14 protein-coding genes and 1 pseudogene are annotated in these 22,961 nt (G+C 40.2%); 9 read left to right on the plus strand and 6 right to left on the minus strand.

Annotated elements, in window-relative coordinates:
* Window positions 1-310 precede the first annotated feature (310 nt).
* Together AB0756_RS27080 and AB0756_RS27085 are read left to right on the plus strand one after the other, a co-directional pair.
* Window positions 311-1,201 (plus strand): phosphate/phosphite/phosphonate ABC transporter substrate-binding protein, encoded by an 891-nt coding sequence (locus tag AB0756_RS27080; protein WP_038071830.1) that lies wholly within the window; start codon window positions 311-313, stop codon window positions 1,199-1,201.
* An 89-nt stretch (window positions 1,202-1,290) separates the two neighbouring features.
* Window positions 1,291-2,178, plus strand: coding sequence for a phosphate/phosphite/phosphonate ABC transporter substrate-binding protein (locus AB0756_RS27085; RefSeq protein WP_038071832.1), 888 nt, complete (start codon window positions 1,291-1,293; stop codon window positions 2,176-2,178).
* Here AB0756_RS27085 and AB0756_RS27090 read toward each other — a convergent pair.
* Window positions 2,175-3,785, minus strand: coding sequence for an iron uptake porin (locus tag AB0756_RS27090; RefSeq protein WP_038071834.1), 1,611 nt, complete (start codon window positions 3,783-3,785; stop codon window positions 2,175-2,177). The two genes, AB0756_RS27085 and AB0756_RS27090, sit on opposite strands and share 4 nt — an antisense overlap.
* 469 nt (window positions 3,786-4,254) lie before the next feature.
* Here AB0756_RS27090 and AB0756_RS27095 point away from each other — a divergent pair, with 469 nt between their 5' ends.
* On the plus strand, window positions 4,255-6,093 hold the full coding sequence (locus AB0756_RS27095) for a sensor histidine kinase (RefSeq protein ID WP_038071836.1): 1,839 nt from the start codon (window positions 4,255-4,257) through the stop codon (window positions 6,091-6,093).
* Window positions 6,094-6,149: 56 nt separating this feature from the next.
* Here the strand turns inward: AB0756_RS27095 and AB0756_RS27100 are convergent, their stop codons facing one another.
* The 3 genes from AB0756_RS27100 to AB0756_RS27110 form a co-directional block, all read right to left on the minus strand.
* Window positions 6,150-7,322, minus strand: a complete 1,173-nt coding sequence (locus AB0756_RS27100; protein WP_038071837.1) for an acyltransferase family protein — start codon at window positions 7,320-7,322, stop codon at window positions 6,150-6,152.
* 106 nt (window positions 7,323-7,428) lie between these two features.
* Complete coding sequence (locus tag AB0756_RS27105) at window positions 7,429-8,607, minus strand: acyltransferase family protein (RefSeq protein WP_038071839.1); 1,179 nt, start codon at window positions 8,605-8,607, stop codon at window positions 7,429-7,431.
* A gap of 674 nt (window positions 8,608-9,281) precedes the next feature.
* Window positions 9,282-9,425, minus strand: a complete 144-nt coding sequence (locus tag AB0756_RS27110) for a hypothetical protein (RefSeq protein WP_167844735.1) — start codon at window positions 9,423-9,425, stop codon at window positions 9,282-9,284.
* Between the two features lie 459 nt (window positions 9,426-9,884).
* On the opposite strand from AB0756_RS27110, the gene AB0756_RS27115 reads away from it, so the two are divergent.
* The 3 genes from AB0756_RS27115 (at window position 9,885) to AB0756_RS27125 (ending at window position 14,917) form a co-directional block, all read left to right on the plus strand.
* Window positions 9,885-10,748 carry a Tab2/Atab2 family RNA-binding protein gene (locus tag AB0756_RS27115; RefSeq protein ID WP_038071843.1) on the plus strand — a complete coding sequence of 288 codons (864 nt, stop codon included), beginning with the start codon at window positions 9,885-9,887 and terminating at the stop codon, window positions 10,746-10,748.
* Window positions 10,749-10,852: 104 nt separating this feature from the next.
* Window positions 10,853-12,163 (plus strand): TldD/PmbA family protein, encoded by a 1,311-nt coding sequence (locus AB0756_RS27120; RefSeq protein WP_050045271.1) that lies wholly within the window; start codon window positions 10,853-10,855, stop codon window positions 12,161-12,163.
* 153 nt (window positions 12,164-12,316) lie between these two features.
* Window positions 12,317-14,917: a chloride channel protein gene (locus tag AB0756_RS27125; RefSeq protein WP_038071845.1), complete on the plus strand. Its 2,601-nt coding sequence runs from the start codon at window positions 12,317-12,319 to the stop codon at window positions 14,915-14,917.
* A gap of 47 nt (window positions 14,918-14,964) precedes the next feature.
* Here AB0756_RS27125 and AB0756_RS27130 read toward each other — a convergent pair whose 3' ends face one another.
* Window positions 14,965-15,264 (minus strand): WGxxGxxG family protein, encoded by a 300-nt coding sequence (locus tag AB0756_RS27130; RefSeq protein ID WP_038071924.1) that lies wholly within the window; start codon window positions 15,262-15,264, stop codon window positions 14,965-14,967.
* A 415-nt stretch (window positions 15,265-15,679) separates the two neighbouring features.
* On the opposite strand from AB0756_RS27130, the gene AB0756_RS27135 reads away from it, so the two are divergent.
* Window positions 15,680-16,198, plus strand: coding sequence for a COP23 domain-containing protein (locus tag AB0756_RS27135; RefSeq protein ID WP_038071847.1), 519 nt, complete (start codon window positions 15,680-15,682; stop codon window positions 16,196-16,198).
* Window positions 16,199-16,316: 118 nt separating this feature from the next.
* Entirely contained in the window at window positions 16,317-19,574 is a 3,258-nt protein-coding gene (locus AB0756_RS27140) for a serine protease (RefSeq protein WP_038071848.1), read from the plus strand.
* A gap of 35 nt (window positions 19,575-19,609) precedes the next feature.
* Here the strand turns inward: AB0756_RS27140 and AB0756_RS27145 are convergent, their stop codons facing one another.
* Window positions 19,610-21,622 (minus strand): serine/threonine-protein kinase, encoded by a 2,013-nt coding sequence (locus AB0756_RS27145; protein ID WP_038071850.1) that lies wholly within the window; start codon window positions 21,620-21,622, stop codon window positions 19,610-19,612.
* An 870-nt stretch (window positions 21,623-22,492) separates the two neighbouring features.
* On the opposite strand from AB0756_RS27145, the pseudogene AB0756_RS27150 reads away from it, so the two are divergent.
* A pseudogene (locus tag AB0756_RS27150) lies at window positions 22,493-22,961 on the plus strand (hypothetical protein); the annotation flags it as partial.

Below are 22,961 nucleotides of genomic sequence, written 5' to 3' on the forward strand. Positions count from 1 at the left end.
TCCGATCGCAATTTTAAATCACTTAAGTAAGAGAGATTATAAAAACCAATTTACTATGGGAAGTGGCTTCCCTGCAATTACAATATCAGTGATACTACTGTACCTTTTTTTTATTAATCATATTAATATGTGACAACTCTATTATTATTTTAATTTTAGTGCTTGGTATGCAAATTCCGATATTTTTGACAAAAATGATTCTCTCTTTGCATTTCAAGAATATTTAGCATTCAATAGTTAACTATCTGTCTTAATTTTATCTAATTTTAAATTTCTTACACAATTTATTTTTTAGAATTTTTAGAAGTAAATGAAACGACGTCAACTGATTTTGTATGCTCTTCTATTTAGTAGTGGATGTACAATTGCCAATCCACTCAATAGCCTTTCTAATAAATCAGTTATCAATTTACCTAAGAAACTAAGATTTACAGTAACAGATGTTAAAGGTATTCAAGAATTACGGCAAAATTATGAGGCTTTTCGGACTGTATTAGAGGATATTTTAAATATAAAAATTGAATTTTTCCCTGTAGAAAGTTTCATAGCAGCAGCACCAGCTTTGCAATTAGGTCAAGTAGATATAGTTCTTGCAGGTCCATCAGAATATGTCATCTTAAATGCTAGAGCAAAAGCAGTTCCTGTCGTTGCTATTACAAGACAAAAGTACTACGCAGTCATTGCTGTCCGTGCTGACAGTGGTATCGAGTCAATATCCCAATTAAAAGGCAAAAAAATTGCTATGCGCTCAAAGGGAGGAACCGCCGGACACATTTATCCTATAAAGCTGCTTCTTGATGCTGGGTTAGATCCAAAATCTGATGTCCAAATTCTCTTTTTAGGAGACAGGGGAATGGAAGCTTTGAAACAAGGAAATGTTGATGCTTTAGCACGCTCTTTCTCTGGATATGAGAAAGCTTTGAAAGATGCAGGTTTATCTAAAACAGAATTTCCAGCGATCGCACGTGGAGCGCTTTTACCTAGTGACGTGTTTGTTGTCAGTAACAACCTCGATCCAGCGTTAAGAGAATATATACAAAATCTAATGCTCAAACATCAAGATAAGTTACTACAAGCTATCTTATCAGCTCCAGGAAACGAGCAATTTAAAGGCTCAAAAATGGCTGTGGCTGTTGATACTGATTACGATATGATTCGGGAAGTTTATAGAGCCATAGGGGAAGGTGATTTTATTAAGTAAATTATCAAGATTCCATTGACCATCTGTTACAGTCGAAATTTCAAAATTAAGTATTTTTTTCATAAAATTCTATTTTACAATTAAATATCATGCACAGACGACAATTAATTTACAATATTTTCCTATTTATTGCTAGTTGTACAACAACTAAAAACTACAATTCTTCTTCTAAAGACTCTACTGTTACTTTGCCTAAAACACTAAGATTTACAGTAACAGATGACAAAACTTTAGAAGAAATAGAGCGGAGTTTTGGAAGTTTTAAAATAGCACTCGAACAGGTCTTAGAAACGAAGATAGAGTTTGTAGCAGTAAAAAATTACATTGCAGCTGCAACTGCTTTACAGTCAGATCGAGTCGATCTTATTTTAATTGGACCGTCTGAGTATGTGATTATACGCGCAAGAACTCAAGCTATTCCCCTGACTGCTATCACACGTCCAAATTACCACTCACTCATCCTTGTTTCTCGCAAAAGCGGTATTAAATCACTAGCACAGTTGAAAGGCAAAAAAATTGCTTTAGGCGATTTAGGAGCAGCAGGTAGCTATCTTAGCCCGTTGAAAATGCTGATAGATGCTGGATTAAATCCTAAGTCTGATGTTGAAATAGTTAATTTGGAGGAAACAGAGCGCTTTCTGACTTTAAAAAAAGGTGAAGTTTATGCATCAGCATTTTCAAACAATACCTACGAGCGAGAAGTTGTAGAAAAAAAAGCAGAAAGTGAGTTTTTAATCGTAGCACAAAGCCCGCCCTTACCTAACGATGTTTTTATTCTCAATAGCAAATTCGATCGTGCCATTGTGGAACATATTAAATCGCGCATGATCGAGAATCAGGATAAACTTATTCAAGCTCTGATACTCGGACGTAAAAACAAAAAATATAAAAAATCTCAGCTTGTTTCTGTAAATGATTCTGATTATAATATGATTCGTGAGGTATATCGAGCAATCGGACAAGATATGTTTTTTTAGAACTTGAAGGTAGTCCGAATAACCCCTACAAAGATACTACTATTATTGTTGTTATGTTCTGGATTTGTAATGACAAATAAGCCAGGAGTCATGGAGATATTATCTGTAATTTTTAAGCGATAAAAACCTTCTATATGCAAAGAAGTTCCTCGATCTGAAACTTGGCTGCTTTCTATAACTTTTGGTGGCATACCAATCACAATACCAGCAAGATGACCTTTCCCTCCTAAGTCCCGTAAAGCTAAAGTCACGGCATAGTTAAAAATATCTGCGCGATCGCGACTCACTTCTGACTCTACAAATGAATACCCTACCCAACCAGACAGGATGAATTTAGGGCTGATTCGGAAACTGGTTTGCAAGCCAAAGGAATCTGCTGAAGTAGCGACGTTACCAAATGGTCTCCTAGCATTAGCGCTACCGGTATTACCTGTTAGATTGACACCGCTATTACCGCCTCCTGCATAATAGGAGTGAACGTAAGTTAAGCCCATGTCTAAATTTTTGATTGGCTTAAAGGAGAATTGCGCTAAAGCACCGTAGTTCCCATTGAAAAGACCGTTTTTATCAGTAGAATCCCTAGCATCACTAGCAAGATAGGCTAAAGAGAGGTTAGTAGACTTGCTGAATTCGTAGTTAATACCTACCCCTGTTCCATCTGAAACTCGGTAAATAGGGTTAAACCGCCCAAAGCGAGAAATACTACCGCTTCCAGAACTTTCTAAAGGATTGAAGGTGGGGACAAAATCATTCAATTTACCTTCAACAGCAACCAGAGTCACTTTAACTTTATTGCCAATAGGAAAGTAATAGTACAAGTCATCTAAACCAACTTTGTTGTCTTCATTTCCATCAAATCCCAAACGAGTCATTCTCGTACCCGTGACACCGCCTTGAAACTCAGTAACATTTCTGGCTTGCAAGCGAATTCTTAAAAGATCTTTGCCAGTAAAGCTACTATCCAAATTTAGTCGCAGGCGATTGCCCAATATAATATGATCTTGCAAATCTAAGTTGTTATTGGGATTGCGATCGCGATCGGCTGCATCACTACCAAAAACACCAGCCATGGCAAAGATAGCTTCACCCGTAAGTTTAGTCGTGGTTGAAAACTGAGTCGTTTGTAGCGCATCTGTGCGAGCTTCTAAGACATTTATGCGCGAGCGGATCTGAGCAAGTTCCGTGGCGAACTCTTCTTGCAGTTTTTGAAGTATGGCTAAATCTTCTTTAGCTATTAAATCAGCTGTTGTACTAGTAACGAGTTCATTTATCCGAGCTAAACAAGCATTTAACCCAGCAGCAAATTCGTATCGTGTTATAACTTGCTGACCCCGATAACTCCCGTCAGGATACCCTGCAATACAACCATACCGTTCTACAAGAGATTGCAACGCTTCAAAAGCCCAATCTGTAGGCTGTACGTCAGATAACTGAGAAACGGAAGTAACCTGTAGTTGATTATTTTGAGAAAAGTCCGCGCTGCTATCTGTTTGATTTTGGCTTGGAACTGATACTTCAGCTGTAACTGTTGAAAGTGAGACAACGAAGGTTGCGATCGTAACAGTGGGGCTGAGCAGTAAAGAATTTAGCAAAATTCTTGATATCACTTGCTCACATATATTTTATGATAATAAACATTTAATTTAATAATTAAATATTTTAATGAAAACCGAATATATACTTATGTTTTTGAATTTGCTCTCAACTACTTAGGTAAAAAAGCAAAAGAATTCTTAGTAAATACTTAAAATACGATGCTTAATCAATAAAAATATTATTTTTGTTGATATCCGTAATATTACTGCTGTCTTCATACCTAACTATCCAATAGCATGAAGAATATAGCAGTCCTAAATCATTTGTGAAAAATTTTAAATTATATAGGGTGAGCATTGCCTGCCATATTCTAAGTTTGACAAGCAATGTCTACCCAAATAACCATATACGTCTCGAAAACTAAATAGAATTTATATATATTTAATCCTCACGAGCGGGGTTTCGATATTAGGTGCAGCTAAAAATATCATTAATACTTCTTGTAGCTCTCTTAACTCCTTATTTAGCAAGAGTGAAAAAATGCTATTTCGCGGTTCTCGTTCTGCTTCAAAAAAGCTAGAAAGCAAAGCTAAAGAGAAACACTCAGGCTTAAAATATTTCTTAGCTCGAATCAATCACTTCATTAATAGCTTAAGTATTGCTAAAAAAATTGGTTACGGATATTCTTTATCAATTGGTCTTGCAATCCTAGGAACAACAAGTGGGTTACTCATTGCCGACTATTACGAAAAACAAGCTCAGATGCAGCTAGAGCTAGCCGATCGCCAAGAAGATATGTTAAGAAGTTTAGAAAATGCTGTGATAACAACACAATTACATCCACAACGATTTATAACAGTCCTCGATGATTCTGTTTGGTTGGAATTTGAAAAAGATAAGTTTTTAGCCAATGTAGATCGGGTCAAGCTATATTTAGCTGAACTTGAGTCATTTATCAAAAAAAATCCCGAGCAAGTAGCCGTAGAACCTGAAGAGTTAAAAAAAATTCTCACGAAGTATCAATCAAATCTTACATCATATACGACTTTTATCCAATCTTTTTGGAATCAAATAGAATCCCCTAAATTAGAGCTTCCAAAAAAAACAAGTAGCCAGAATGATTTTATGGTTATCTTGAAAGGTCAAGAAGCTGCTCGCATAAATGTGAACTTTGAACTACTTTCAGAAGATTTAAGTCGAATTTTAATCCGAGCTAAAAATCAAAAACAACAAGCAAATATTAGTTTTAGTAATGCTCAAGTACTGCGACTGCAAACAATTTTTGGCAGCATGGTGCTGTCAGTTGCGATCGCCGTAGTATTGGCTCTCTACACGAGTTGGGTAATCGCCCGTCCTCTAGTTGCAGTCACTGATGTTGCTAGAAAAATTACTCAAGAAAAAGATTTCGAGATCAGAGCTTCTGTCACCAGTGCTGATGAAGTAGGGACTCTAGCAACTTCACTCAATCAATTGGTGCAATGGGTAGGAGATTATACCCACGAACTAGAAATTTCTCGCCAAACTTTGGAACAACGAGTAGAAGCACGAACTCAAGAACTGAAAATGGCACTGCAAGATCTGCAATCCACTCAAGGTCAACTCATTCAAACAGAAAAAATGTCATCTCTCGGTCAGATGGTAGCAGGGGTTGCTCATGAGATTAATAACCCAGTTAACTTTATTTATGGCAATATTGAATGTGCTAGTTTTTATTTTAAAGATTTGCTAGATTTAATATATTTATATCAGCAGGAATATCCAGAAAATCCTAAGATTATTGAAGAGAAGATAGAAGAAATTGAATTGGAGTTTCTTAAAGAAGATTTATTCAAAACACTCTCATCTATAAAAATAGGCGCACAGCGCATTCGGGAAATTGTGCTATCTTTGCGAAACTTCTCTCGGCTAGATGAAGCTGATATGAAAGAAGTCGATCTTCATGAGGGACTAAACAATACATTATTAATTCTCAATCATAGAATTAAGCAAGAGATTGAAGTGATCCAAAATTATGGAGATTTACCTTTAATTGAATGCTATCCGGCTCAACTCAATCAAGTTTTTATGAATATTTTAAATAATGCGATAGATGCATTATTAGATGATAACCAAAGAAGCAACAAACAAATTGCGATCGAAACATCAAAGGTAAATAGCGATCGCATCAAAATATCAATCAAGGATAATGGACCTGGAATTCCTCCAGAAATTAAAAATAAGCTTTTCGATCCGTTTTTTACAACTAAACCAGTAGGAAAAGGAACTGGGTTGGGATTAAGTATTTGTTACACAATTATTGAAAAGCACAAGGGTAACATTGAAGTGGTATCAGACATTGGTCAAGGAACAGAATTTATACTGTCCTTACCGATTAAGTAAGGACTAGTGGTTCGTATAACCGATCGACCTAGCTTGAGATTGTTTGATGAAGTAACTTATATGTGTTTGATTTTGTATCCTTTTAAAGGATTAGACGTGAATGGTCGTTCAAAGAGTAGATGAAAAAAGTATGCAAATAGTAACGATAGCCCCACACTTGTTACGTATAATGTTGCGGTAAACGTGACTGGAGACATTTTTAGGGTAATAAGCCAGTGTCTTACCAACGTTTGTACTAGTCCGTGAGTAAGATACAAACTATAAGAAAATTTTGAGAGTGCGATCGCCCAAGGATGCTCAAATAGCTGCACGATTGGAGGTAGTGTTTTCCCCTCAACCACAATTTTAGTACAGTAGATTATCAAACAAGCAGCTGCGATACTAGCAAAAGTCTCGAAAATCCAAGCATCTACACCTAGTTTTTTCCAATGAGTGATGACAGCAACAGCCGTAAAAATTGTGGCTAACCTAGCCCATGGCAAAGATTGTCTGAGTTTTATCAGTTGTGGTTTTTGCGAAAATGCAATTTCTGATGCTGTCATTCCAATAGTAAATGAACCAACAAACCAAGGGCGGCTGACATCCATATAACCATTGAATAAATAGTGAGGCGTTAGCCCAATTAAAAAGGCGATTGTAATGACAAATAATAAACCCCAGCGCCGCAATATAGGAAGAAAAATAATAGGAAATAAAAAGTAAATTTGCCATTCTAAAGCTACACTCCATAATGGCACATTCATAATAAAAACATCCGTTCCAGGAACAAAATTATAAATAACTAGAAAATGCAAAATCACACTGACAAAGGAAAAGTGAGGGGAAAACCAATCGTATTCCATTTCAAGCCATTGGAAAGTAGTAAACTTTTCCAAAGTTAATATAACTAAAGCAACTGCACAGCATAAAACAATTGTTGCGTAGAAAGGTGGTAAAATTCTTCGCGCTCTTCTTTTAAAATAATCGAATAGACTTCCTGGAATATAACCTGTGTGAGAGCGCGTGACTGGCAGCATTAAACAGTAGCCAGAAAGTACAATGAAAACTGCAACGCTAAAAGAACCATATCGTATTAGTTTTGTTGGTAAATTTATCCACAGAGGTAAGTTCTCTGCTTGGTGCGGCAAAATATGACAAAGTACGACATATAATGCTGCTAAACCACGTATTCCATCTAAGAAAGAAAGACGTATTTTTTTCTCAGGATATGTTTCTATAGTTGTCTTCATATTATTCTTTTTTTGACTGTTAACGCTATCAAGTATCGAAAGTATATTCTCTAAAACTTATCGTAAAGATAAGTGTACAATGCTTATCTTTACTTTGCATTGATACTCACATAAATGTATCTTTTAATTGGTGTTTTTTCATAAAACCAGACATAAATGGTCGCTCAAAAGCCCAGTAAAATAAATAAGCAGTTATTAATGACATTGCCACACCTACTATGTATGATGCAGCTGCAAATAGCTCTGGAGAAATTGGCAGATAAAACAAAAAGTAACGCACGAATACTAAGACGGGTCCGTGAGTAAGATATAGGCTATACGAAAAAGTCCCAAGTGCGATCGCCCAAGGATGTTGTAAAAAACGCAGCACAAAAGGAAGCTGTTTACCCTGCATTAAAAACTTGGTGCAATAAATAAATAGACAAGCAGCAGCAAGACCAAAAAAAGTCTGACCAATCCATATATGTAATTCCAGTTTTCGCCACTCAGTTAAAAAGGCAATACAAGCGAAGGTAACAGTCAACCAACCCCACGGTAGGGAACTTCTCATAGTGACTAGCTTGGGTTTTTGAGAAAATCCAATATCTGCAGCTGCCATTCCTAAGGTAAAAATACCAATAAACCAAGGATTTGCTGATTCAAATAATCCATTGAGTAAATAGATTGGTGTTATGCCAATTGCAAAGGCGATAATCACGACTGATAACAATCCGAACCGTCGCCAAACAGGCAGTAACAATAGCGGAAACAAAAAGTATATCTGCCATTCTGTTGCTACAGTCCACATAGGTGGGTTTATCGTCATGTACGTGTTGGCGTCAAGATTGTGAACAAGTAGCAGGTGAGATAAAACATCAATAAAAGAAAAGTTAGGAGAGAATGGTCCGATTCCAGCCTCTTTGTGCCACTGAAAACTTGTGAAGTTTTCTAATAAGAAGATAGCTCCTGCTAGTAGCAGACACATAAATAGAGCCACATAGTAAGGTGGTAGAATTCGCCGTGCTCGTCTCTTAACATAATTAATTAAAGTTCCTGATATATAACCGCTTTCAGAACGAGCTACCGGCAGCATTAAAACGTAACCTGAAAGAGCAATGAAAATTACAACACTAAATGCACCGTATTTCATCGCTCTTCCTAGAAATAGCCAGAATAGAGGCAGTTGTCCTCCAATTGATGGTTCAATGTGGACAAGGACGACATACAGAGATGCAAGCCCACGCAATCCGTCTAAGTAATCAAAACGGAGTCTTTTCTCATTCAATTTATCTAGAAGTTGAGGCATGGATTTCATCTTATTTCCTACTGTCACAACAAAAAATAGCTTTCACAGACAAAACTCGCAGAACGTTAATGAAGCAGAGCTTAAAAATATAGAAATCCAAAGTCTATATCTTTCAACTAAGTTCATTAAGGGTACAGAAGGTCACGGTATTGCGATCTCTGCCTCCAGACTTATGCCTTTTTGTACTGGCTTTAGAGCCTCAGATAGGATACCCATACGCTTGGGTAGAACCTTCTCAATAAGAATGGGGGACTCAAACCAAGACAAGCAATATTATGCAGATAGAACCAAAAAGCAAATTTTCCCGCACTGTTCAGAGTTGCCTTCTTGTTGCATTAATAAAAATGGGCAACAGAAAAATTAGCTTTTGGAAAGTCTTGAACGCAATCTTTTTCACGTACAGCAGACAGTCAAGGAGGCTGAAGTTCTTGACTGTATAGAGAAAAAGGCATTTAACACAGACTCAGAGACACCAGCATTCTTTAGTCTGTGCAGCTATATCAAGAACTGGGATTAAAACTCCCCCCACAGACTGAGAATTTAGCGAAGGTTTCTGAATCTTATGAACTAAGAAACAAACACAATAATTAAAAATGACATATCTCCTACAAGGCACAGGTAGTGTAAAATTGTGCCTTTCCTACCTCCCAGGAGAGCCATTTAAATCTATTAAGCTAGGGTGGAGTCAAGCCACCAGGAATTCTGACAGCCGGGACTGTTTTAAGTACGAGTTTATATCCTACAAAAATTTTACCTTTCAGCAGTGCTTGCTGAATGTGAGTCTGGAGAATCGATCTAATAAAAGCTAGACAAGACATACAACTGACCTCTGAGTTTAGATTTCAGAGCTGCGCTCTTTTCTGCACAAACTCACGATTTGGGAATGACCTTTACATAATTATTTTTGGTACTTAGTCCTCAACTTAATACAGGACAGCCCAAAAAGTATTAAATTTATGACCTATTTAATAGAATTTTTACATAAGACACAAACAATCTTTATCAAGAATTTAATTTCTAAATTAAATTTCTAATATAGTTGTTTTTAACAGTTATAAAATCTATGAATTGACAAATATAAAATCTATGAATTGACAAAGTAGCCAAAAACTGTATTAACCATGAAAGTCATGCCTGAGGCGATCGCTGATTTCTAGGAGCTTTTAGAATAACTTATTCTTCCTTGTCTCCCATGTCCTCCTTGTCTCCCAATCCCCCGTCCCCAATCCCCCGTATCATAAAGATATAAAAAAGTAGCCAAATTTCAACGGCATAACATGGGCAGTATTTGGGAACTCGATTTTTACTCACGTCCAATACTGGACGAAAATCAAAAAAAACTTTGGGAAGTCTTGGTATGCGAAAGCCCGTTAGATACGCGCACCAAAGTCGATTCTGTTTTTCGCTTTACCAAGTATTGCCCCAGTACTGAAGTGAATTCAGTATGGTTGCGGACGGCGATCGAAGAAGCCATTGAGAAAGCTGGTGTTTCTCCAAAAAGAATCCGCTTTTTCCGCCGTCAAATGAACAATATGATTACAAAAGCCTGCAAGGACCTTGGCATTCCCGCACAACCAAGCCGCCGGACTCTGCTGCTGAACCAATGGCTGCAACAGAGGATGGAAGAAGTTTATCCCCAAGAACCAGGGTATCAAGCAGGAACAAATCCCTCAGTGCGTTTGGACAATCCCTTACCTCAACGGTTACCAGATGCTTTGGAAGGACAGCAGTGGAATTTTGTCAACTTACAGGGTGCAGATTTTGCCGATATGCACGAGTGGGAAATTGGTTTTAGGGAAGCATTTCCTCTAGAACTCGCGCAAGTTTCCCCGGAAACCCGTATTCCCGGTATTTTAATTTTCTCACCTAGAGCATTACCCCTAGCAGCGTGGATGTCTGGCTTGGAGTTGGCGTGGTTGAAATTCGACAACACTCAAGGAGCAAGATTAGTTTTGGAAACGGGTGCTACTGAAAGCTGGATTTTGGCAAATATCAAAAATGACCAAACTTTAGCAACAGCCAAAGCTTTTGAAGCCGCAAAGCAGAAAGCCAACGGATTGCATTTTATAGCAGTGCAGTCCAATCCGCAAGAAGAATCTTTTGCTGGATTTTGGCTTTTACAAGAGGTCAATCTGCCGTAAATTGATTGGGGGATGAGCTAATAGCTAATGGCTAGTAGCTAATAGAAGAACAATTAGCCATTAGCCATTAGCTATTAGCCATTAGCAATTCAAAAGCAAAAAACATGGAGCCTCAAAAATTACCTCAATATTCACTAGCAGAGCAATTGCTTGAACTTTCGGTAAAATCAGGAGCAGAAGCAGCCGAGGTGTATCAGTCACTGTCGCTGTCTCGACCCGTGTTTTTTGAAGCCAATCGCCTCAAGCAGTTAGAAACCAGCCAATCAGAAGGTACAGCACTGCGGTTGTGGCAAAACGGGCGTCCGGGGTTAGCAGTAGCTTACGGTCCGGTAGAACCACAAGCATTGGTAGAACGTGCTTTAGCCCTCAGTCAATTAAACCAACAAGAAATAGTAGAATTAAATGGTAACTATCAGCCTTTCTATCCAGATTTAGGGAAAAGCGTCTCTGTAGAAAAGTTGGTAGAATGGGGTAAAGAAGCGATCGCACTCATTCGCGAGCATTACCCAGATGTCGTTTGTACCGGTGACTGGGAATGCGATGTAGAAACAACCAGACTCGTTAACACCAGAGGTTTAGATTGTCACTATACGGATACAACTCTCAGTTGTTACATAGAAGCAGAATGGGTACGCGGTGACGATTTCTTAAGCGTTGCTGATGGTGAAATAAAACGCAATAACCTACAGCCTGAAAAAGTGGCTCAGCAAATTTTACAACGATTGGCTTGGGCAAAAAAAAATGTCCCATCCCCTAACGGTCGCGTTCCAGTTTTGTTCACATCCAAAGCTGCAGATATGCTTTGGAGTACCGTACAAGCGGCTTTAAATGGCAAAAGAGTCTTGGAAAAAGCTTCTCCTTGGGGAGGTCGTATGGGGACATTAGTCGTTTCTCCAAGTTTAACCCTCTACCAAGACCCCGAAGCAGGACCCTACAGCTGTCCGTTTGATGATGAAGGGACTCCAACTCAGCCTTTAGTCTTTATAGAAAATGGCGTCCTACAGAATTTTTACAGCGATCGCACAACAGGACGTCAATTAGGAATGCCCTCTACTGGTAATAGTTTTCGTCCTGGATTAAATAGCTACCCCACTCCTGGTTTATTCAATTTCCTCATTCAACCCGGTTCGGGAACCTTACAAGAGCTAATTCAACATTTGGATCGGGGATTGATCGTGGATCAAATGCTAGGTGGAAATACTGAGATGTCAGGAGACTTTTCTATTAATGTTGATTTGGGTTACCTCGTTCAAAAGGGTGAAGTGATCGGACGCATTAAGGATACGATGGTCGCAGGAAACGTTTATACAGTTCTCAAACAATTGATGGAACTGGGTAGTGACGCTGAGTGGAATGGTTCCTGTTACACCCCATCTTTAATAGTGGAAGATCTCTCGAGCACGGGGAAACAGTGACCGATAACCAGCGAGCGCTAATCCCTGATGATTGAGTCCTTGCCTTGCGGTGAATCCAATCCAAAATCATCTACCTTATTAATTATTTGATGAAATGACTTTGCTAGTAGAAAATAGGTATATTCCCAATCCTGCTTTATATTGTAAATTTTTATGTCGCCTCCTTTACTTACTAAATCCTTCCGTGCTATTTGGCAGCCAAGAAGAGGTTTAGCAATTGCAGAAGCGTCAGTTATTGGTTTTGTTGCAGCTTTATCCGCAGTCTTTTTTAAAGTGGGATCGGGATGGTTGGGTACTTGGAGAGTTCACAGTTCCCATATTCTTCCCGCTTGGTTGGTCTTACCTGCGATTGGTGCATCTTTTGGATATCTTGCTGGGTTACTGGTAGAAAGATTTGCGCCTGAAGCATCAGGAGGTGGTATTCCTCAAGTCAAAGCGTCTCTTGCCAACGTCCCGATAAGATTATCGTGGCGTGTTGCTGCGGTAAAGTTGATCAGTGCAACCATTGCTTTAGGGTCGGGTTTAACTCTCGGACGCCAAGGTCCTACCGTTCATGTTGGGGCGGCTTTAGCTGCAGGGATGAGCCGATGGGTTCCGACTTCTCCAGATCATCGACGACAAATGATAGCAGCTGGTGCTGGTGCGGGATTGGCAGCAGCTTTTAATGCTCCAATTGCAGGTGTATTGTTTATCGTAGAGGAATTACTACAAGATTTATCGGGACTCACTTTAGGAACAGCTATTATTGCTTCGTTTATTGGTGGGGTCGTCTCGCGGTTGTTGGGTGGTCGAAGTTTGGAACTCAGTCTGGAGTTGGCTAAATCTTCGAGCAGTTTCTCTTTACCAGAAATCCCTTTTTACTTGCTTTTAGGCATTTTAGCAGGCTTGTTTGCTGGTTTATTTAATCGAGGGCTGATTGCAAGTGTCGGAGTATACCGCCAACTGCATGTTAGTTTACCCTTGAAAGTCGCTTTAGCTGGTTTGATATCAGGTGCAGTCGTTGCGATGCTACCCCTACCTTTCCGGAATAATACTGGATTGCGGGAGTTCGTCATTACGGGTGGTGTCGATCCTCTGATGGCAGTGCTGGCTTTTGTAGCTCAATTTATCTTAACCTTAGTTGCATTTGGCTCGGGCGCACCTGGAGGATTGTTTGCGCCGAGTCTGATTTTAGGTTCTTGTTTGGGCTACATCATTGGTGTTTGTCAGTCATACCTTTTAGCAAGAGGCGACGCTACAACTTACGCACTTGCAGGAATGGGAGCATTTTTTAGTGCTGTCTCAAAAGTACCAATCACAGCAATTGTGATTGTGTTTGAAATGACAACGGATTTTAATTTAGTTCTTCCGTTAATGATTGGTTCGGTGACTTCTTACCTAGTGGCTGAAAAAATTTTGCCCGGATCGTTATACGATCGGCTTTTACAGCTAAACGGTATCAATATCCAAAAACCGGCTCCTGTTGAGGAAGTTTTAACAAAACTGACAGCAAGAGACGTGATGCAACAACGGGTAGAAACTCTTGAAGCAGAAATGACACTAGAGGAGGTCACAGAGATTTTTTCCCGTTCTCACCATCGAGGTTTTCCAGTGGTGGAAAACAGCAAACTGGTGGGTATTATTACGCAAGGCGATTTGCAGAAAATGCGGGATAAGCCGAAGGATTCACTTTTAAAGGAAATTATGACAGGCGAACCTTTAACGGTGAGTCCCATTCACAACCTCAGTAATGTACTGTATCTGCTAAACCGCTATCAAATCAGTCGTTTACCTGTTGTTGAAGGACGCAGACTCATTGGTATCATTACCCGTGCTGACATTATTCGCGCAGAAGCAAACCATCTCAATGTCGAAAATAAGCAGTCGGGACCGCGATTGGAACCTTCCTATATTGTGTACCAGACGCGATCGCCCAGTACTGGTAGAGGTCGGTTATTAGTTCCAATTGCCAATCCAGAAACCGCCGGTACCCTCTTGGAAATGGCAGCCGCCATAGCAAGCGATCGCCATTATGAAATAGAATGCGTACAAGTCATGCTGGTTTCCCGTCACAGTTCTACCGCCGAAACACCCGTAAAGACAACAAAAAGCCGACGCCTTCTGCGGCTAGCAGAAGCTATGGGGAAAAAACGCAAAATTCCCATACATACCCAAATCCGGGTTGCTCACGATACCGCCCATGCAATTCTAGAGACAATTAAAGAAAGGCATATCGACCTAATCCTAATGGGGTGGAAGGGTAATACTTCCACCCCAGGTCGTATTTTTGGGAATGTTGTAGATACTATTGTTCGCCAAGCACCCTGCGAAGTTATGGTAGTGAAATTGGGACTTCTCCCTGTCCCCACACCCTTTAATCGTTGGTTAGTTCCAATGGCGGGCGGTCCTAACGCGTGGGTGGCGATTAAATTGTTACCTGCTCTAGTCACATTGGGGAACGATCCAAAAATTCGTCTGACACGAGTGTTTAAGCCATCGGAAGAAGCACCTGATATGACAGTTTTAGAAGAAGCTATCCGCCAACTTATACGTCGGCGCAAATTAGCCAGTACCGTAATTGCTACTCCAGTTAAATCTGAATCCGTTTCTGAAGGAGTTATTAGCTTAGTAAAAAAGGAACATTATGACGTTGTTGTTTTAGGTGCTTCTCGAGAAGGAATGCTACAACATGCTCTAAATGGCAATATTCCAGAAGCGATCGCTTCAGGTGTTGATGTTACAGTGATTTTGGTAAGGGGAGCACTCACCCATTAAGAAAGTTTTTTAGCTCCCACTCTCTACCTTAGGTGCTGTGACTGATTTTAGTATCTAGTGCGATCGCTAGAAGTACCAACAACATCACGATTTGTGTAACCTACAGTCTCTTCATTATGTTTGCGGTTGCGGCGACCGAAAAGACCAAACAAACCAAGCAAGCCCAGTAAACCCCAATCGCTATCTTGGTAATTTCCATCAGTGACAGGTCGGTCTGTAGAGGTACTTGTAGCAGTTCCATCAGGAGTTGTGGTTGTTTGAGCAGAAGCACTCAGAACTGAAGGTAAGGTAGCTAAACTGATAGCAAGAGCACTCAGTCCTAACAATTGAGAGAGTTTGCGGTTCACGTTTAATTCCTCAGTTTGATTTTTCAATGCAACACGTCCAGCTTATTGAGTTTTTTTGTAACCTAAATCAATCTCTAGCCGGAAACCTTTCTCTACTTGAAGTTGCATCTGTCAAAAAGAAGTTTCTCTATTTGGAATTACGACTTTTGGAATCTTAAAAAACGAATTTTATAACACTTCAGTTTCCCATAAGTTCTTGGTATAATCTTGGATTCTTTTTTAAATGTTATGTATTATTTTCAACTGGTTTATATGTATTAAAAATCACAATTCTCTTTTTGAGAAAATGAAGTATTAGAATGGTAGTACGGTATAATATAAACTAGTTTTTTTATTTCCATTTGAACTTAGGGTTTCTCTGTGTACATAACGTAGTTAAGATCACTTCTGAAAAACCAGGAAGCATAGTATCACTATGAAAGCTAAAATGTTTGCCAATATGCTAGCTGCTAGTGCTATAGCACTCAGTAGCATTGCAACAATGGCTCGACCTATCCATGCTCAAACGACAACGTATTTTTGTGCGCCTAATAAAGATGGCGTTCCTACCACGTATGCCAGAACGATAACAGGGAAAAAAGTTGCACTTATTAGCTGGAAGAGAACGTGGAGCAACACATATTCCGCTAAAGCTCGTTGTGAGTTAGTTTCCGCTCGGTTTCAAAATGCCTCTCAAGATGGTGTACTGAATTATCTCACAATTGGATATATGAATGGTCAACAAGTTTTGTGTGCTGCTAGCCGATATGGAGATACCTGCAGTTACTTACTACTGACCTTAAGACCAGAGGACAATCCCAGCCTAGTTATTGAAAATCTCAGACAAATGGGGTACACGGCTAGTGGTCCAATCGTGCAATCAGGGGTTGTGTCTCCCGATGTTTACGTTGATGTGAATCGGATCTTACGGGAAAAAACGGCTGATGTTGAGTAAATTATTTTTGTTTATTAATATTTTTGCGTAGTTCCCAACAAGGAAATGGGGAAATCGCATAGAAAAACCGAAAACCCTATTTCCCCTAAATTTGTATGAGAGAGACGAGACTGGAATTATGGGATACGAGCAAATAAATCATCGTTTTCTGGCTTTCAGCATCTGGATAAGTGCATTGTTGATGCTGTCAGTACAAGGTTGCTACCTAAATATTTATACTCCCGCAGCTTTTGCCTTACAGCAATCTTCTAAATTGTCCTCGGAGCAACTGCAAAAGCTTGCTCAAGCCATCACAGTTGGTATTGTCTCTGGAGAACGAGGTGGTTCTGGCATTATTCTTCAGAAAGAAGGGGATCTGTACACAGTTTTAACCAGTCAGCACGTTGTAGACGTGGGGAAAGCTCATGTTATTTATACCAATGATGGTCAAAGCTACCGAGCTGAGTTGGTGAAAGGGATAGATTACAATCATCAGGATTTAGTTTTATTACAGTTCCGTGCGAACAAACAGTATATAGTAGCTCCTATAGGCAATTCACTGACTTTGAAAGAAGGAGATGAAGTATTCTCCGCCGGTTTTCCTTTTGAAAGCAATTCGTTTGTAGCAAAACAGTTAGTGTTCAGAATGGGACGGGTCTCTCTGCTTTTGGGACGTCCTTTGAAAGGAGGTTACCGAGTTGGGTATACCAACGAAGTTGACAAGGGTATGAGTGGAGGACCGATGCTTGATAGTGCGGGTAAAGTTATTGGTATCAATGGTATCCACGCTCAACCTTTATGGGGCGATCCTTACGTGTATGAAGATGGCTCTCAGCCCAATGATGCTTTACGCGATCGCATGAGAAAATCGAGTTGGGGAGTGCCAATTGAGACACTTGCTAGACTAGAACCACCCATAATTCCACCAGAGGTTTTGCAAGCTCAACCATTAGCTGCGAGAGAAATAACCAAACCCATCCCACCTGCTGCAAGTTTAGTTGACAATATTGCTAAAGAAATTACAGTGCAGATCGCTTGGGAAAACAGTCACGGCTCGGGAGTGATAGCAGCAAAAGAAGGTAATAAATACTACGTTCTTACAGCAGGTCACGTGGTGCGTGGTAGGAACGAATTAAAAGTTGTCACTCACGATGGAAAGCAATACTCTGTGGACACGACCACAGTAAAAACTTGGCCGGGAACAGATCTAGCTTTGTTACAATTTATTAGTAATAACACTTACCAAGTGGGTGTTTTGGGAAACTACGACTTGGGCAATGAGGACAGAGTTGTTTTTGTCTCGGGGACACCCGTATCATCACAGAGTGCAGAACCACCAACCCGTCAGTTTAATGCAGGATTGCTGTACGGAGGGGGAATCGATCGCGTTAAGGATGCTCGTTCTTTTGCTTTTGGGTATGATTTAGTTTATACCAATTCCACTGCCAAAGGCATGAGTGGTAGCCCGGTGTTGGACAGCTTGGGACGAGTTATTGGCATTCATACAGCAGCCGAAGGCGAACCAACTTTAATTAAACAGAAAACAGGTGAAGAACGGGAAATCCAGTTGGGATACAGTTTGGGTGTACCGATCCGCACGTTTCTAGCATTAGTGCAACAAGACAAAAAACAAATTTACTTTAAAATACAAACTTCCCTACCACCGCGATTGAGCGCTCCACAATTAGATGAAATCATTACATCTGCTTTCAATATAGAACCACCAGGAACTGTAGCAGATGAATTTGATTGGCTCAGTTATGGGAACAAACTACTGCGATTGCAAAAATACGAAAAAGCAGCAGACGCTTTTGATAAAGCAATACGTACCAAGCCAAACTTTTATCAAGCCTGGTATGCAAAGGGAAGGGCGCAACGGTTGCAACGGAAATACAAAGAAGCATTGGTATCTTTCAATCAAGCCACCTCATACAATTCCACATACGATCCTGCATGGCGGGAACTCGGAGATACCCTTTTTGCTTTAAATCGATACGAAGAAGCACGTCAAGCTTTAGAAAAAGTGGTTGAACTCAAGCCAGATGAGTTTATGGCTTATCGGGGGCTGTGCAGTGTTTTAGCTGAATTGGGAAATTACGCACAAGCTATTAAAGCGTGCGATCGCGCTATCAAAATTAATCCCCAACCGTTGCAGTACATTCTTCGAGGTGAAATCCATAGAAATATGGGAGATACTCAAGAAGCAATTAAGGATTTCGACACGGCTTTGAACCTTCAGCCCGATAACCCCTTTGCATACAGACAGCAAGGTGTCGCTAGGTCTCAAGAAGGAAATTATCAAGGAGCGCTTGCAGATTTAAATAAAGCGATAAGTCTTCAATCTGATAATGCTTATGCTTATGTAGAGCGAGGCGTTGTCTACGCTCAAATGGGCAATCGATTGGCGTTTGTGGAAGATTTTAACAAAGCTCTGCACCTTGAACCTGACTCTGCTTCTATCTACAGCAAAAGAGGTCTTGCTCGCTATTATCTCCAAGATTTTAAGGGAGCTATTGAAGATTACACGACAGCGATTGGTTTCGCTCCAGAATCAGCTTATATCTATTACAAAAAGCTCGGTGATGTCAGAACGGCACAGAAAGATTTTGCAGCCGCTGGCGAAAATTATACCGAAGCAATACGCCTGCAACCAAACTATACTCCTGCATATGTTGGGCGGGGAATTGTTCGTGCTAGAGTCGGAAACCAGCAGGGAATGTTGGAGGACTTTAACCAAGCTTTGAGCCAGCAGCCTGATAATGCTTGGTTGTACAGCTACCGGGGAGATGCTAGGTTTATTGTGAAAGATTTCCAAGGAGGAATGGAGGACTATCAAAAGGCGATCGCAATGTTCCCCCAGCTTGGGTATCTGTATTACACTTTACGGGGTAATGCCCGACAAGAACAGAAAGACTACAAAGGAGCGATCGCAGATTATAATGAAGCGCTTCGTCTAAAGCCAAACTTTGCCCTAGCTTACAACAACCGGGGACTCGCACGTGTTGCTTGGGATGAAAAGGACGCAATTTCATCGGTTCCATCGGGGTTGTACATTAATCCAAAAGAGCCAGTGGAAACGAACAAAGATTACGAGCGGGCGATTAATGATTTCACAGAAGCAATTCACCACAAGCCTGATTTTGCCCTAGCTTACAATAACCGAGGTTTTGCCCGTTATATTCAGAAAGATTACGAAGGAGCACTCGCTGATTACAACCAGGCAATCCGGCTCCATCCTAAAAATGCTTTACTTTATATCAGCCGTGCTTTTGTGCGTTACGCCCGGAAAGATGATAAGGGAGCAATTGAGGATTTCAACCAAGCGGTCCGTTTGAAGCCAGAATTAGTTGAAGCTTACAAAAACCAAGGTTTTGCTCGTCCTTTGCAAAAAAATTAACATCATCAGAAACCGATAATATCTGCGTTTGTCTCCTACGAGCTGTGGTTAAATGTGACATCCCAAATATTAATACTGCCATCAGCACTACCACTAATGAGAGTTTTGCGATCGGGGCTAAAGGCGACAGAGGTGACCTCTTTAGAGGGATTCTTAAATGTGCGAATCTCTCTTTTTGTTTTTATATCCCATAGTTTGATGGTGTTGTCGCTACTACCGCTAGCAAGGGTTTCGCCATCTGAAGAAAAAGCCACAGAATTGACTGAATATTTATGCCCTTTAAAAGTATAAATTTCTTCACCAGTACTTAAGTTCCATAGCTTAATGGTGTCATCAGCGCTGCTAGTTGCAAGAATTCCACCGAATTCGTTAAGGTTGGGAGAAATTGGACTGATAGCAACAGACCGCACGGGTTCGGAATGCCCTCTGAGAGTTCTGATAACTTGTTGGGTTTGAAGATTCCATAGTTTTACAGTACAATCTTCACTACCACTAGCAAGAGTTTGCCCGTCGAAAGTAAAAGCAAGGGATTTAACCGGGCTAAAATGTTCTTTGAGTGTTGCAATTTCCTCTCCCGTTGCTAGTTTCCATAGTTTTATAGTGCCATCAAAACTTCCACTAGCGAGGATTTTACTATCCGGACTGATAGTGACAACTTCGACAGAACTGGAATGACCGTAGAGGGTACGAATTTCTTTTTTAGTAAATGGGTTCCACAGCTTGATAGTGTTGTTACCATTGCCACTTGCGACAATCTGACCATCAGGACTGATAGCAACGGAATGAACTGAGCCAGCATTACCTTCTAATGTGGCGATTTCCGTTTTCGTGACTAAATTCCATAGTTTTACTGTTGTGTCAAAACTACTACTCGCGAGCATGGCACTCTTGGAAGTGCTACTGACAGCGACAGAGGTGACTAAGTTAGAATGACCGTTAAGGGTTTTAAGTGGGGAAGACTGACTTTCTGCTAAAGGATTGAGAAGTGAGGAATCTTTCATATACCAAATTCCTCCAAACCCTAAAAATAGAATGGTAGTACTCAGTAAAAGACCTCTTTGCAGTAGGAAGCTTTGTGATGATTGTGGCGTAACTAATGAATAAGACGATAAATCTTGTAAAACTTCATTTGCTGATTGATAGCGTTCTCTAATCGCTTTCTTCAAAAGTTTATCAATAACCTTACCCAAACCGTTACTAATTGGGCTTTTCAGATATTGTCGCCAAGAAGTCATCCAACTATAACCATTTTCGGTCCATAAAGTAGCAGGTGACACTCCAGTCATTAAGTGAAAACAGGTAGCACCTAAACTAAATAAATCACTTGCAGGATGAGCTTCTCCATCTTGCATTTGTTCTAGAGGGCTGTAACCTCGAGTCCCAATCGTCGTTCCCGGTTTTGTCTTTACAGTTTCGCTAAGTTGTTTTGAAGCACCAAAATCAATCAGTACGAGTTCACCTTCTATCGTCCCTAAGAGGGATGACAAATTTTTCCTCTTCTGTAGGTTAGTGGGAGAAAAGGGCGATCGCCGCATAATATTTTGTGGCTTAATATCTCGATGGATCACCCCGTGTTCGTGGATAAACTGAAGAACAGGCAGCAAATTAAGCAATAGTTTGCGAATGGCTATTTCACCATAAGCTCCCCTTTGTTGCAATTCCCTCAGCAAATTTTGTCCATCAATAAATTCCTGTACCAAATATAGATAGTGCGCCTCCTCAAAGTATGCCAGCAAGGTAGGAATTTGCTGGTGTTTACCTAGTTCCTGAAGGCGCTGTGCTTCTTGTTGAAACGATTCAATCGCTTTCTTAATAGCCCACGTTCCCTGGACTTTTGGTGCCAACTGCTTAACAACACAGCGCTCGTTAAGTTTGTCTACATCTTCCGCTAAATAAGTTTTACCAAATCCGCCCTCATCGGAAAGGACATTGGTAACGCGATAATGACCTCGAAGAAGTGGTACCAGTGGCGTGCCGCAACTCTGGCAATAATTTATCCCATCAGGATTGAGAGGATTCGGGCAATCAGGGTTCAGGCAGCAGAGCATCGTCTAACAAGGTGACTGTGCTGCAATCTATGATATTACATAGCTCAATTTTCTTGACTGAATTCACGTTTTCAAAAAGCGATTGGCAATTGCAGATCGGAGGTCGGTGATGGTTTGCCACTTCTAGTGTCCCTATTTTCAAAAAATGGAACATAACGGTTAACTATAGAATGAGATTTTAAGCTTTCTATTCATGTTATGCTACGTCTGCTGCCAAAAGCATCCGGGCATCTTCGTTGCTTCATCAGTGTCAGTGGCAAGCTGCTACTGGTAAAATTACCTAGTATTGTGCGATGAGCCAACACTTGAGAGAATAAGAATATTTTTTTACGCGGGTGCTGTGCCCTATTGAGTCACGTCTTATCGATCTGTATCAACAGCACACACTCAATTGTGTTGTTGAAATTTCTGATACAACCTTGGTAACAGATCTCGATTGAAAAAAATGGTTATGCAGATATGGGTATCTCCGCTTTTGAGAGCGGAGATCTTGAGTGGAGTGCGCGTGTTTGCATTTTGATTGCCCGAAAATGGTAATTCTCAAGAACAAATTCATGAAAACATCACGAGTGTTATCATAGAGAAATTAAGAAGTATAGGTTTTGAGGAGAAAGTTAAAGCGATCGCAATCTATTCAAGATAAATTTCCTAATTTTTCTCGATTTCTAACTGATTTTTAAGATTTTAATCTAATGTCTTATATTTGACAAGAAAGATGAAATATTTTATACAAAAATATAATGATAATTGTAGCTTTCTTGACATAATTTTCACAATCAAATCTAATCGGTTTATTTCTAAAGAACGATTTGGAGAATTTTCTTATTGAATCATAATCATATACCTTCACTCTCTAGGAGCAGTGCGATTATGTCAGGACGAAATAACAACAGGTATACAAATAGAGCCAACTTCATTCTAAGTTGCTGTATAAGTAGTAGCTTGCTGGTATCCGCATATATTATGCCTGTAGAAGCTTTCAGAACTGCTCAGCAAACCAAACCCTACACAATTGCTAAACTACCAGACGAAAGAGAACAAGAAGCGGTAGGTAAACTCGTTGAGCAAGTAGATACTCCCCAAATACCAGCGAATCCAACCACTCCAAAACAAACCATTGAATCGCCGCTACCACCAAAACCTTTGCAAAGCATAACTCCAAGTGCTAGCGAAGCAAGCTCTGCTCCCAAGCCCCAAGCCCAAGTAGAGACAACCCCAAGTACAAGCACGGCGACTGCGCCTGCTCCCAAGCCCCAAGCTCAAGTAGAGACAACCCCAAGTACAAACACAGCCACAGCACCCGCACCCAAACCCAAGCCACAGACTGCCAACACAGCCA

The organism is Tolypothrix campylonemoides VB511288_2 (assembly GCF_045999855.1).
Lineage (GTDB): Bacteria > Cyanobacteriota > Cyanobacteriia > Cyanobacteriales > Nostocaceae > Scytonema > Scytonema bouteillei_A.

Bases quoted from the DNA above. Each gene is read 5' to 3' on its own strand.
- AB0756_RS27080 (WP_038071830.1), top strand. From the start codon at position 311: ATGAAACGACGTCAACTGATTTTGTATGCTCTTCTATTTAGTAGTGGA.
- AB0756_RS27085 (WP_038071832.1), top strand. From the start codon at position 1,291: ATGCACAGACGACAATTAATTTACAATATTTTCCTATTTATTGCTAGT.
- AB0756_RS27095 (WP_038071836.1), top strand. From the start codon at position 4,255: ATGCTATTTCGCGGTTCTCGTTCTGCTTCAAAAAAGCTAGAAAGCAAA.
- AB0756_RS27100 (WP_038071837.1), bottom strand. From the start codon at position 7,322: ATGAAGACAACTATAGAAACATATCCTGAGAAAAAAATACGTCTTTCT.
- AB0756_RS27105 (WP_038071839.1), bottom strand. From the start codon at position 8,607: ATGCCTCAACTTCTAGATAAATTGAATGAGAAAAGACTCCGTTTTGAT.
- AB0756_RS27110 (WP_167844735.1), bottom strand. From the start codon at position 9,425: ATGTCTTGTCTAGCTTTTATTAGATCGATTCTCCAGACTCACATTCAG.
- AB0756_RS27115 (WP_038071843.1), top strand. From the start codon at position 9,885: ATGGGCAGTATTTGGGAACTCGATTTTTACTCACGTCCAATACTGGAC.
- AB0756_RS27120 (WP_050045271.1), top strand. From the start codon at position 10,853: ATGGAGCCTCAAAAATTACCTCAATATTCACTAGCAGAGCAATTGCTT.
- AB0756_RS27125 (WP_038071845.1), top strand. From the start codon at position 12,317: ATGTCGCCTCCTTTACTTACTAAATCCTTCCGTGCTATTTGGCAGCCA.
- AB0756_RS27135 (WP_038071847.1), top strand. From the start codon at position 15,680: ATGAAAGCTAAAATGTTTGCCAATATGCTAGCTGCTAGTGCTATAGCA.
- AB0756_RS27140 (WP_038071848.1), top strand. From the start codon at position 16,317: ATGGGATACGAGCAAATAAATCATCGTTTTCTGGCTTTCAGCATCTGG.
- AB0756_RS27145 (WP_038071850.1), bottom strand. From the start codon at position 21,622: ATGCTCTGCTGCCTGAACCCTGATTGCCCGAATCCTCTCAATCCTGAT.